This is a genomic window from Cellulomonas persica (assembly GCF_007989825.1).
GTDB lineage: Bacteria > Actinomycetota > Actinomycetes > Actinomycetales > Cellulomonadaceae > Cellulomonas > Cellulomonas persica.
In genome coordinates, this window is sequence record NZ_BJUA01000013.1 from 88,689 (window position 1) to 101,223 (window position 12,535).

Below are 12,535 nucleotides of genomic sequence, written 5' to 3' on the forward strand. Positions count from 1 at the left end.
TGAACGGGTTCGGTACGAGGTCCGTACGGGGTCCGGGAGCCACTCGCAGGTCGGTCGGCGGACCGGTGTCCAGGCGGTGAGCGGGTCCGGGAACGGGCCCGCGAGGCGAGGTCGGCAAGGCGGCGAGGCCGGGAGGTCGAACCCGCGGAGGGAGGCGGTGTGTCGCATGAGACCGTCGGCGTCCTCGGCTCCGGCATGCCCTTCCTCGGCACCTACACGCCGCGGCTGGACGACAAGGGCCGCCTCATCCTCCCGGCGAAGTTCCGGCCTCAGCTCGCGCAGGGCCTCGTGATGACGCGCGGTCAGGAGCGCTGTCTCTTCCTGCTCCCGCTGGACGAGTTCCGCCGCTACCACGACCAGCTCCGCCAGGCGCCGGTCACGAGCAAGCAGGCACGGGACTACCTGCGCGTGTTCCTGTCCGGCGCGAGCGACGAGCTGCCCGACAAGCAGGGGCGCATCTCGATCCCGCCGGTGCTGCGCCAGTACGCCGGGCTCAACCGCGACGTGGCTGTGATCGGCACGGGCACGCGGGTCGAGATCTGGGACCTGCAGGCCTGGGAGACCTACCTGGCCGAGCAGGAGACCGGTTACGCCGACGCCACGGAGGAGGTCTTCCCGCAGGGCCGCTGGTGAGCCCGGCGCCCCCGGGGCGCACCCGACGACACGACAGACAGCAGCTCGACAGCACGCACGACGAGGCCCGGCTCCCGCCCGACGAGACCTCCTCCCGACCGCTCTGCCGCACTTCCCCGCGGCAGAGGGCCGGTGGGGGATCTGGTCGGACGGCGGAGGGGCTGCCCGACCACCAGCCACACCAGCCCAGCACCAGCTGCAGGACAGCACGAGCGCGAGAGGGGGGACCCGTGACCGAGCCGACGCACCAGCCGTCCGACGACGCGGCGGACGCGCGATCGTCGGACGCCGCCTCGCGGCACGTGCCCGTCCTGCTCGAGCGCTGCCTCGAGCTGCTCGCACCCGCGCTCGAGGTCGACGGCGCGGTGATGGTGGACTCGACGCTCGGCATGGGCGGTCACACCGAGGGTGTGCTGCGGCGCTTCCCGCACGTGCGCGTCGTCGGCCTCGACCGCGACACGCAGGCGATCTCGCTCGCGAGCGAGCGGCTCGCGCCGTTCGGGGACCGGTTCACCGCGGTGCACGCGGTGTACGACGAGATCCGCGACGTCCTGGCCGAGCTGGGGATCCCGGCCGTGCAGGGCGTGCTCATGGACCTGGGCGTGTCGTCGCTGCAGCTCGACGAGACCGAGCGCGGCTTCTCGTACGCCCACGACGCGCCGCTCGACATGCGGATGGACGCCACGACCGGTCTGACCGCCGCGGACGTCCTCAACACGTACGACGAGCGCGAGCTGGCACGCGTGCTGCGCACGTACGGCGAGGAGCGGTTCGCGCCGCGCATCGCCCGCTCGATCGTGCGGGCGCGGCAGGAGGCGCCGCTGACCCGCACGGGCGAGCTCGTCGACCTCGTGCGCGCGAGCATCCCCGCGGCCAAGCGGCAGACGGGCGGGCACCCGGCCAAGCGCACGTTCCAGGCGCTGCGCATCGAGGTCAACCACGAGCTCGACGCGCTGGCCGCGGCGATCCCCGAGTCGATCGAGGCGCTCGCGGTCGGCGGGCGGATCGTCGTCGAGGCGTACCAGTCGCTCGAGGACCGCATGGTCAAGCAGGCCTTCGCCCAGGGCGCGAGCGTGAGCGCGCCGCCCGGGCTGCCCGTCGTGCCGGACACGCACCAGCCGTACCTGCGTCTGGTCACGCGCGGCGCGGAGGAGGCCGACGAGGCCGAGCTCGCCCGCAACCCCCGCTCACAGTCGGTGCGACTACGAGCGGCAGAACGCCTCCGCGCCACCCCCGACCACCTGCGACCGACTCCGAGGAGGGCAGCATGAGCGCCAGCAGCGCAGCCCGCGCGTACCCCGCTCCCGCACGCCCCACGCTCGCCCCGGGTGCGCGGTCCACGCCGCTCGAGGCCCCCTCGCGCCAGGCGTCGCCCCGCCTGCGACTCGTGCGTGCCCCCGCGCAGGGCCGTACGCGCGTGCCGTTCGTCCTCGTCTGCATGGGCGTGCTCGCTGCCGCGTTGCTGTCCGCGCTCCTGCTCAACACGCAGATGGCGAAGAACTCCTACGAGAAGTACGACCTGTCCAACGAGCTGAGCCGGCTCGACCAGGACGCGCAGGACCTGTCGGCCGCGCTCGACCAGAAGGCGTCGCCGGGTCAGCTCGCGAAGGCCGCGGGCAAGCTCGGCATGGTGCCGTCCGACGGGACGGGCTGGATCCGGCTGTCCGACAAGGCGGTGCAGGCCGCCGCCGGCGGGCGCTGATGACCGACGTCACGCAGCGCCCGGCGGCGCGCGGCCCGCGTGGCGTCCCGGGCGCCGCGCCCCGCAGCGGGCACAGTGGCCACGTGAGCTCCACGACGGTGCGCCGCGCGCCCGGCGGACGCGAGCCGCAGGACCCCGCGGCCAAGCCGACGCGGTCGCGCGGCGCAGGTGCGCCGCCGATCGTCGTGCCCCGGCGCGAGCAGCCCGCACCCGCCGGCAGGCGCGCGCGCCTGCTCGTGCTCGTCGTCGCGATCGTGCTGCTGCTCGCCACGTTCGCCGGTCGGCTCGTGTACGTCCAGGCGATCAGCGGTCCGTCCCTCGCGCAGCAGGCGCGGGACAAGCGCCTGTCGACCTACGCGGTGATCGGCGCGCGCGGGCAGATCACCGACCGCGACGGGGTCGCTCTCGCGAGCTCCGTCGAGCGGTACAACATCTCGGTCAACCAGCTGCTCGTGGGGGAGTACCGCGGCGACGGCACCGACGAGGACCCACCCGGTGCGCTCGGCGTCGCGCGGCGGCTCGCGCCGTTGCTCGAGATGGACCCGGCGGTCCTGGGCGGCGAGCTCGTCGGCGACCGGAAGTTCAAGTACCTCGTCAAGGGCGTCCTGCCGACCACCGCGCGCGAGATCTTCAAGATGCGCCTGCCGGGGATCAACATCGACAAGGTCGCCGACCGTGTCTACCCGAACGGCAACCTCGCGGGGAACGTCATCGGCTTCGTGAACTCCAACGGCCAGGGCCTCGAGGGCCTCGAGGCCTCGCTCGACGAGCGGCTCAAGGGCACGCCCGGCACGGAGGTCGTCGAACGCGGTGCCAAGGGCCAGCAGGTGCCCGGCGGCTACTTCGAGGACACGCCCGCGACCACGGGAGACTCGGTGCGCCTCACGCTCGACTCGGACATCGCGTGGAAGGCGCAGAGCCTGCTCGACGCCCAGGTCAAGGCGACCGGGGCGGACTCCGGCACGGTCGTCGTGCTCGACATCCCCTCGGGGGAGCTGCTCGCGCTCGCGGACTCGGGCGCACGCGACCCGAACAACCCGGGGGCGTCGTCGGGGGGATCGCTCGCGCCGTCGATCTCGAACATCTTCGAGCCGGGGTCGACCGGCAAGGTCATCACGATGGCCGCGGTGCTCGAGGAGGGCCTGGTCACGCCGACCGACAAGTGGACCGTCCCGTACCAGTACCAGCTCGAGAACGGGCAGGTCTTCAAGGACTCGCACCCGCACGAGACGCAGCACCTGACGACCACGGGCGTGCTCGCGGAGTCGTCGAACACCGGGACCGTGCAGATCGGCTCGTTGCTGACGACCGACCAGCGCTACCAGTGGCTCGAGCGGTTCGGCCTCGGGACGAGGACGGGCATCGAGCTGCGCGGCGAGTCGCCCGGGTCGTTCGCCGACCGCAACAACAACCGCACGCCGTACGCGGTCCTGTTCGGGCAGGCCGTCGCGGTGAACGCGCTCCAGGCGACCCAGGTGTTCGCCACCGTCGCCAACGGCGGGGTCCGCGTGCAGCCGCACATCATCAAGGGCTGGACGTCGCCCGACGGTCACTACGAGGACGCCGACGAGCCGGCGCGCACGCGGATCATCTCCGACGACACCGCCTCGACCCTGATGTCGATGCTCGAGTCCGTGGTCGACGACGGCACCGGGTCGAGCGCAGCCATCCCCGGCTACCGCGTGGCCGGCAAGACGGGCACGGCGCAGAACTGGGTCAACGGCAAGCAGGGCATCACGGCGTCCTTCATCGGTGTGGTCCCCGCGGACGAGCCGCGCCTCGCGATCAGTGTGATCCTGCACAACCCGCGGTCGTCGGAGTACGGCGGCGTGGTCGCGGCGCCGGTCTTCCGGGACATCGGCACGTACGCCCTGAGTGAGCTGGGTGTGCCGCCCTCGGGGGCCAAGGCGACGCTGTTCCCGACGACGTGGTGAGCACCCCCGCGGAGCTGGTCGAGCGCGCGTCGGGGGCGGGGGTCCGGGGTAGATTCCTCCCCATGACCTCGACGGCCCGGATGCGCCCCTCGCATCCCGTCGACCTCCCGCTCGCCGTCCTCGTGGACCTGTTCTCGCTGGTCAGCGCGGGTAGGGCCGTCGAGGGAACGGTCGTGCGCGGCGTGAGCATGGCCTCGGACGACGTGCTGCCCGGCGAGCTGTTCGTCGCGGTGCCCGGGGCGAAGGTGCACGGTGCGGCGTACGCCGCCCAGGCCGTCGACGCGGGTGCGGTGGCGATCGTCACGGACGAGGCCGGGCGTGCGCTGGTCGCGGACCTCGCGTCACGCGTGCCCGTGCTCGTCGCACCGGACCCGCGCGCGCTCGCCGGTCCGCTCGCGGCCGAGGTCGCCCAGCACCCCGCGGCGCGGCTGCGCACGGTCGGGATCACGGGCACCAACGGCAAGACCACGACGACGTACTTCGTCGACGCCGCGCTGCGTGCGGTGCACGCGAGCACCGCGGTGCTCGGCACGGTCGAGCTGCGCATCGGCGACGAGGCGATCGAGAGCCCCCGCACGACGGTCGAGGCCCCCGTGCTGACGAACGTGCTCGCACGGGCGCTCGAGCAGGGCGCGACGGCGGTCGCGATGGAGGTCTCGTCGCACGCGCTCGCGCTGCACCGCGTGGCGGGGACGACGTTCGACGTCGTCGCGTTCACCAACCTGCAGCGCGACCACCTCGACTTCCACGGCGACATGGACGGGTACTTCCGGGACAAGGCCCGCCTGTTCGCGCCCGGCCAGGGCCGGCGCGGCGTCGTCGTCGTGGACGACGAGTGGGGCCGACGCCTCGTGCGCGAGGCGCAGATCCCGGTCGAGTCGGTCGCCACGCACGTGGGCGACCCCGCCGCCGCGGACGCCGACTGGTCGGTCGTGGCCGCGGACGTCGGCCTCGACGGCGTCGGCTCGACGTTCACGCTGCGCGGGCCGGACGGCCGCGAGCACACGGCCGCGAGCCCGCTGCCGGGGCTCGTCAACGTCTCGAACGCCGCGCTCGCGATCGTCGTGGCGCACGCCGCGGGCGTCGACCTGGACGTCGCGATCACGGCGGTGGCCGGCGCGCACGCCGTGCCGGGCCGCATGGAGCGCGTCGTCGAGCGCGCGCCCGGACGACCGCTCGCGATCGTCGACTACGCGCACACGCCCGACGCGCTCGTGCTCGCGCTCGACGCGGTGCGCCCGATCACGCCGGGCCGTCTGGTCATCGTCTTCGGCTCCGACGGCGACCGTGACCGGGGCAAGCGCCCGATCATGGGCGAGATCGCCGCACGGCTCGCCGACGTCCTCGTCGTGACGGACGAGAACCCTCGCTCGGAGGATCCGGGCGAGATCCGCGCCGCCATCCTGGCCGGCGTGCGTGAGGTGCGACCCGACCTCACGGACGTGCACGAGGTGACCCCGCGCTCCGAGGCGGTGCGCCACGGGCTGGCGATCGCGGGCGAGGGTGACACCGTGATCGTCACGGGCAAGGGCCACGAACCGACCCAGGAGATCGCCGGAGTGTTCCACCGGTACAACGACCGAGACGTCTTCCTGCAGGCCGTCGCCGACGGCCTCGCCGACGCGCAGCCCGCGACCCGTGACGGGGGCGTCGCGTGATCGCGCTGACCGCCGCCGAGGTCGCGGCGGCCACGGGCGGGACCCTGCACGCCGTCGCGCCCGCCACCGTGGTGCACGGTTCGGTGGTGACCGACTCGCGTCAGGTCGAGACCGGCGGGCTGTTCGTCGCGCTGCCCGGCGAGCACGTCGACGGGCACGACTTCGCGGCGACCGCGGTCGCCGCGGGTGCCGCCGCGGTCCTGGCGGCGCGCCCGCTGGCGGACGACGAGGGCCGTGGGCTGCCCACGGTCGTCGTGCCGGACGTCGAGGTCGCGCTCGGCGAGCTGGCCCGCGAGGTCCTCGCGCGGCTCCGGCTCGCGGCGCTCGAGCCCGGCGGCAGCGGCCTGCGCGTCATCGGCGTCACGGGCTCGGTGGGCAAGACGACGACGAAGGACCTGCTCGCCCAGCTGTGCGGCGCCGCAGGGCCGACGATCGCGCCCGTACGCTCGTTCAACAACGAGATCGGTCTGCCTCTGACGGTCCTGCGGGCCGACGAGTCCACGCGCTTCCTTGTGCTCGAGATGGGCGCGTCGGGCCCCGGTCACCTCGACTACCTCACGCGCATCGCGCCGCCCGACGTGGCGGTCGTGCTCGTCGTCGGGCAGGCGCACCTCGGGGGCTTCGGCGGGATCGAGGCGGTCGCGCGCGCCAAGTCGGAGATCGTCCAGGGCCTCGTGCCCGACGGCGTGGCGGTGCTCAACGCCGACGACCACCGCGTGCTCGCGATGTCCGCGCTCGCCCCCGGTGAGGTCGTGACGTTCGGCGCGAGCACGGGTGCGGGCGTGCGCGCGACCGACGTGGTCGTCGACCGGGCCGGGCGCGCGCGGTTCACGCTCGTCGTCGCCGACGGCACGGCGCAGCGCCAGGAGGCGCGCGTCGAGCTGCGGCTCGTGGGCGAGCACCACGTCCACAACGCGCTCGCCGCCGCCGCGGCCGCGCTCGCGGTCGGGCTCACGCTCGAGGACGTCGCGGCGAGCCTGACCGCCGCGGACGCGCTGTCGCCGCACCGCATGCACGTCGTGGACCGCGCCGACGGCGTGACGGTCATCGACGACTCCTACAACGCGAACCCGGACTCGATGCGCGCCGCGCTGAAGGCGCTCGCGGTCGTCGCGGGTCGCGACCGGCGCTCGGTCGCCGTGCTGGGGGAGATGCTCGAGCTGGGCGAGGGCTCGCGCGCCGCGCACGACGCGATCGGCGAGCTCGTGGTGCGCCTCAACATCGGCCTGACGGTCGTGGTGGGCGAGGGTGCGCGACCGATCGGCGACGGCGCCAACCGCGAGGGCAGCTGGGGCGACGAGGTCGCGCTCGTCGACGACGTCGACGCGGCCGAGCGGTTCCTCGAGACCGAGCTGCGCCCGGGGGACGTCGTGCTCGTCAAGTCGTCGTTCGGTGCGGGCCTGTGGCAGCTCGGTGACCGGCTCACGGACCCGACCACGCACCCGGCGGCGACGGCGGTCACGTCGTGAGGGCCGTCCTGATCTCGGGCGGCGTGGCGATGCTCGTCGCCCTGCTCGGCACGCCGCTGTTCATCCGCTTCCTGGTCCGCAAGCAGTACGGCCAGTTCATCCGCCAGGACGGTCCGACCGCGCACTTCACCAAGCGCGGCACGCCGACCATGGGCGGCGTCGTCATCATCGGCGCGACCCTGCTGGGCTGGAGCGCCGCGCTCCTGCTGACCGGTACCCGGCCGTCGGTGTCCGGCGTCCTCGTGCTGTTCCTCATGACGGGGCTGGGGCTCGTCGGGTTCCTCGACGACTTCATCAAGATCAGCCGGCAACGCAGCCTGGGCCTGCAGGCGCGCTGGAAGATCGTCGGGCAGGGGCTGGTCGGCATCGCGTTCGCGGTCGCCGCGCTGCAGTTCCCCAACGAGCTGTTCCGCACGCCCGCGTCGACGAACATCTCGTTCATCCGCGACACGAACCTCGACCTGGCGTTCGCGGGCGCGACCGTGGGTCTCGTCCTGTTCGTCATCTGGGCGAACTTCCTCATCACCGCGTGGTCGAACGCGGTCAACCTCACCGACGGCCTGGACGGTCTCGCGACGGGCGTCTCGCTCATCGTCTTCGGCGCGTACGTCGTCGTGTGCGTGTGGCAGTTCAACCAGTCGTGCCAGATCCTCGCGTCGGCCGGACCACGCTGCTACGAGACGCGCGACCCGCTCGCGCTGGCCGTGGTCGCCGCGGCGATCACCGGGGCGTGCTTCGGCTTCCTGTGGTGGAACGCGAGCCCCGCGAAGATCTTCATGGGCGACACCGGCTCGCTCGCGCTCGGTGGCGCCCTCGCCGGCCTGTCGATCCTCACCCGCACCGAGATCCTCGCCGCGATCATCGGTGGCCTGTTCGTGCTCGAGGTGCTCTCGGACGTCATCCAGATCGGGTCGTTCAAGCTCACCGGGAGACGGGTGTTCAAGATGGCCCCGCTGCACCACCACTTCGAGCTCGGCGGGTGGGGCGAGGTCACGATCGTCATCCGGTTCTGGATCATCGCCGGCCTGTTCGTCGCGCTCGGCGTCGGGATCTTCTACGCCGAGTGGGTGGCGGGCTAGGTGTCACCGCTCGACTCACCGCTGGACCTCGAGGGCGCACGGGTCGTCGTCGCAGGGCTGGGGGTCTCCGGTCGTGCCGCCGCCGAGGTGCTCGCGTCGCGCGGCGCTCGCGTGGTCCCCGTCGACGACGCGTCCGACGACGCGGTGGCGACCGACGAGTACCTGGCGGGAGGCGGTCTGGACCGCGCCGACCTCGTCGTGACCTCACCCGGCCTCGCGCCGCACCACCCGCTGCTCGCCGCCGCCGCGGCACGCGGCCTGCCCGTGTGGAGCGAGGTCGAGCTCGCGTGGCGCGTGCGCGTGCCCGGACCGTCGGGTGTGCCCGCGCCGTGGCTCGCGCTCACGGGGACCAACGGCAAGACGACGACCGTCGGGATGCTCGAGTCGATCCTGTCCGCGGCTGGCCGCACCGCGCTCGCGGTCGGCAACGTCGGCACGCCGATCACGCACGCCGCCACCGACGCGTCGCTCGACGTGCTCGCGGTCGAGCTGTCGAGCTTCCAGCTGCACTTCACGCACTCGATGTCGGCGCAGGCCGCCGCCGTGCTCAACGTCGCGCCCGACCACCTCGACTGGCACGGCTCGCTCGAGGCGTACGCGGCGGACAAGGCGCGCGTGTACGAGCGCGCCCAGCTCGCGTGCGTCTACAACGTGGCCGACCCGCGCACCGAGCAGATGGTGCGCGACGCCGACGTCGTGGACGGTGCGGTCGCGGTCGGGTTCACCACGGCGACGCCGTCGGTCGGCCAGATCGGCCTCGTCGAGGACGTCCTCGTCGACCGCGGGTTCGCCCGGCTGCGGCACACGCACGCCACAGAGCTCGCGACGCTCGACGACCTGCGCGCGCACGCCGGGCCGGACGGCACCGTGCCGCGTCACGTGGTCGCGGACGCGCTCGCCGCGGCGGCGCTCGCGCTCGCCCACGGCGTCGAGCCGGTGGCGGTGCGCGACGGGCTACGGGCCTTCGACCCGGGTCGGCACCGCATCGAGACGGTCGCGCACGAGTCGACGCCCGACGGCCCGGTGTCCTACGTCGACGACTCGAAGGCAACCAACGCGCACGCCGCGGCGGCGTCCCTCGGCGCGTTCGCGCCCGGCAGCGTCGTGTGGATCGCGGGCGGGCTGGCCAAGGGCGCGCGGTTCGACGAGCTCGTCCGGACCCGCCGCGACCGGCTGCGCGGCGTCGTGCTGATCGGCGTCGACCGCGAGCCGCTGCGTGACGCGCTCGCCCGACACGCGCCCGATGTCCCCGTCGTCGAGATCGTCCCCGGTGAGACTGGGGACGTGATGACCTCCGCCGTGGCCGCTGCGCGCTCGCTGGTCCGCACCGCGGGTGCGTCCGGCGCCACGGTGCTGCTCGCCCCCGCGTGCGCCTCGATGGACCAGTTCGCCTCGTACGCCGCCCGCGGTGACGCGTTCGCCGCGGCTGCGCGTGCCGCGGTGGGCGAGGGAGGCGAGCGGACGGGCGGTCGCGCGTGAGCGCCGTGCCGGCCGGCGGCCGGACCACCGCGTCCCTCCCCGCCGACGAGTCCACCGGGGGGCAGACCGTCCGTGGGTCGGTGCTCGGTCAGTGGAACAGCGTCGTCACGAGCTACTACGTGCTCATCGGCGCGAGCTCTCTGCTGCTCGTGATCGGCCTCGTCATGGTGCTGTCCAGCTCGAGCGTCGAGTCGCTCGAGAAGTCGGGCAACGCGTACGCGGTCTTCTTCGACCAGGCGAAGTACGCGCTGCTCGGGCTGCCGGTCGCGATCGTGCTCGCCCGGATGCCGGTGCGCTTCTTCCGCGCGATCGCGTGGCCCGCGCTGGGCGCGGCGCTCGCGTTCCAGTCGCTCATCTTCCTCGGGCTCGGCTGCGGCAAGGGCGGCAACACCAACTGGGTCTGCCTGCCTGGCGGCGTCTCCGCGCAGCCCTCCGAGACGATCAAGCTCGCGCTCGCGCTCTGGCTCGCCGCGGTGCTCGCGCGCAAGCAGCAGTACCTGCAGGAGTGGAAGCACGTCTTCATCCCGGCCGTGCCGGTGGCGGGCGTCGCGATCGGTGCGGTCCTGCTCGGTCACGACCTGGGCACCGCGCTCGTGCTGTTCATCCTGGTGGCGGGTGCCCTGTTCGTCGCGGGTGTGCCGCTACGGATGTTCGCGGTCGCGGGCGTGTTCGCAGGCGCCGCGGTCGCCGCGCTGGTGCTGCTGAGCGACAACCGCATGGGCCGCATCTCGAACTGGCTCGGCGGCGACGAGTGCAGCGCGTCGGCGGACTGCTACCAGACGCTGCACGGCAGCTGGGGCCTCGCGAGCGGGGGCATCGGCGGCCTGGGCCTGGGGCAGTCCCGCGAGAAGTGGTCGTACCTGCCCGCCGCGCACAACGACTTCATCTTCGCGATCCTCGGCGAGGAGCTCGGGCTCGTCGGCACGCTCGTCGTGCTCGGGCTGTTCGGCCTGCTCGCGTTCGCGATGGTCCGCGTGATCATGCGCCACCCGGACCCGTTCGTGAAGATCGCGACCGGCGGGATCCTCGCCTGGGTGGTCGGCCAGGCGTTCATCAACATCGCGGTCGTGATCGGGCTCGCACCCGTCATCGGCGTGCCGCTCCCGCTGGTCTCTGCGGGCGGCTCCGCGCTCATCATGACGATGGCCGCGCTCGGCGTCGTCGTGGCGTTCGCCCGGGACGAGCCCGGTGCCGCGGACGCGCTCGCCGCACGGGCGGGCGTCGTACGGCGCTCGCTGGCCGTCGTCGGTCTCGGTCGAGCGTCCTCCGGCCGCAGCTCACGTGGTGCGCGCGACGACGCGCCCCGGTCCTCGAGAGGTGGTGGCCGTGCCTGACGCGCGCCCCGTGTCCGTCCTCCTGGCGGGGGGCGGCACCGCCGGCCACGTCAACCCGTTGCTCGCGGTCGCCGGTGAGCTGCGTCGTCGGCACCCGGACGCGACGCTCACCGTGCTCGGCACGGCCGAGGGCCTCGAGGCGCGGCTGGTGCCGCTGGCCGGGCTGCCGCTCGCGGTCGTGCCCCGCGTGCCCCTCCCGCGCCGTCCGTCGCTCGACCTGCTGCGCCTGCCCGCGCGCCTGCGTGCCGCGATCGAGGCGGCCGGCCGGGCGATCGACGAGAGCGGCGCTCAGGTCGTCGTCGGCTTCGGCGGCTACGTCGCCACGCCCGCGTACCTCGCCGCCCGACGGCGCGACGTCCCGGTCGTCGTGCACGAGCAGAACGCCCGTCCCGGGCTCGCGAACCGGCTCGGGGCACGCTGGGCCCGCGCGGTCGCGGTGACGTTCCCCGGCACGTCGCTGCCCGGTGCGGTGGTCACGGGCCTGCCGCTGCGCGGGCCGGTGGCCGCGCTCGTCGAGCAGCGCGCGCAGGACGCCGCGGGGACACGCGCCCGGGCGGCCGTCGCGCTCGGCCTCGACCCCGAGCTCCCGACGCTGCTCGTCACGGGTGGCTCGCTCGGCGCCGCGAGCATCAACGCGGCGCTCGCGGGTGCCGCGGGCGACCTGCTCGCCGCGGGCGTGCAGGTGCTGCACCTGACCGGCCGGGACAAGTCCGGCCCGGTGGTGGCCGCGCGCGACGCCCTCACGCTCGAGCGCGACCTCGTCGCGCGCTACCACGTGCGCGAGTACCTCGACGAGATGCACCTCGCCCTCGCGTGCGCCGACCTCGTGCTCGGCCGCGCCGGTGCCGGGACGGTCTGCGAGGTGGCCGCGCTCGGGCTGCCGGCCGTCTACGTGCCGCTGCCGATCGGCAACGGCGAGCAGCGGCGCAACGCCGAGCCCGTGGTCGCGGCGGGCGGTGCGCTGCTCGTCGACGACGCCGACCTCGACGCGGCGTGGGTCCGCGCACACCTGCCCGCGCTGCTCGTCGGCCCGCAGGCCACCGAGGCGCGTGCGCGGATGGCGGCCGCAGCCGCGTCCGTCGGCGTGCCCGACGCGTCGGGCCGCGTGGTCGAGCTCGTCGAGGCCCAGCTTCCTGCGGCGTCCGCTGCCGGGCGCCGGGCCGCCTCCGTCGCCGAACCGTCGCGCCCGACCGACTCCGACGAGCCGTCGGGCCCGACGGAGTCGGGTCGCACCGGTTCCGGCGACG

At 74.0% G+C, this 12,535-nt stretch carries 10 protein-coding genes; all 10 read left to right on the plus strand.

The genetic code is table 11. The features are described from left to right. Positions 1-195 precede the first annotated feature (195 nt). A complete protein-coding gene (mraZ, locus tag CPE01_RS13050; RefSeq protein ID WP_146807268.1) occupies positions 196-633 on the plus strand; it encodes a division/cell wall cluster transcriptional repressor MraZ in 438 nt (145 codons plus the stop codon). A 230-nt stretch (positions 634-863) separates the two neighbouring features. After that, positions 864-1,904 carry a 16S rRNA (cytosine(1402)-N(4))-methyltransferase RsmH gene (gene rsmH, locus CPE01_RS13055; RefSeq protein ID WP_146807257.1) on the plus strand — a complete coding sequence of 347 codons (1,041 nt, stop codon included), beginning with the start codon at positions 864-866 and terminating at the stop codon, positions 1,902-1,904. Continuing rightward, a complete protein-coding gene (gene ftsL / locus CPE01_RS13060) occupies positions 1,901-2,335 on the plus strand; it encodes a cell division protein FtsL (RefSeq protein ID WP_146807258.1) in 435 nt (144 codons plus the stop codon). Before rsmH ends, ftsL begins: the two co-directional genes overlap by 4 nt. An 83-nt stretch (positions 2,336-2,418) precedes the next feature. Beyond that, a complete protein-coding gene (locus CPE01_RS13065) occupies positions 2,419-4,269 on the plus strand; it encodes a peptidoglycan D,D-transpeptidase FtsI family protein (RefSeq protein WP_246783935.1) in 1,851 nt (616 codons plus the stop codon). Positions 4,270-4,331: 62 nt separating this feature from the next. Beyond that, positions 4,332-5,927 (plus strand): UDP-N-acetylmuramoyl-L-alanyl-D-glutamate--2,6-diaminopimelate ligase, encoded by a 1,596-nt coding sequence (locus CPE01_RS13070; RefSeq protein ID WP_186811536.1) that lies wholly within the window; start codon positions 4,332-4,334, stop codon positions 5,925-5,927. After that, complete coding sequence (locus CPE01_RS13075) at positions 5,924-7,396, plus strand: UDP-N-acetylmuramoyl-tripeptide--D-alanyl-D-alanine ligase (protein ID WP_146807259.1); 1,473 nt, start codon at positions 5,924-5,926, stop codon at positions 7,394-7,396. The genes CPE01_RS13070 and CPE01_RS13075 overlap by 4 nt, the downstream gene beginning before the upstream one ends. Then, a complete protein-coding gene (gene mraY / locus CPE01_RS13080; protein ID WP_146807260.1) occupies positions 7,393-8,475 on the plus strand; it encodes a phospho-N-acetylmuramoyl-pentapeptide-transferase in 1,083 nt (360 codons plus the stop codon). Before CPE01_RS13075 ends, mraY begins: the two co-directional genes overlap by 4 nt. After that, complete coding sequence (gene murD / locus CPE01_RS13085) at positions 8,476-9,954, plus strand: UDP-N-acetylmuramoyl-L-alanine--D-glutamate ligase (RefSeq protein WP_146807261.1); 1,479 nt, start codon at positions 8,476-8,478, stop codon at positions 9,952-9,954. It abuts the gene before it with no gap. Beyond that, positions 9,951-11,288, plus strand: coding sequence for a putative lipid II flippase FtsW (ftsW, locus tag CPE01_RS13090; RefSeq protein ID WP_307723704.1), 1,338 nt, complete (start codon positions 9,951-9,953; stop codon positions 11,286-11,288). Before murD ends, ftsW begins: the two co-directional genes overlap by 4 nt. A gap of 10 nt (positions 11,289-11,298) precedes the next feature. After that, positions 11,299-12,535: UDP-N-acetylglucosamine--N-acetylmuramyl-(pentapeptide) pyrophosphoryl-undecaprenol N-acetylglucosamine transferase (locus CPE01_RS13095; protein WP_186811539.1), on the plus strand; the 1,237-nt coding region annotated here is incomplete at its 3' end.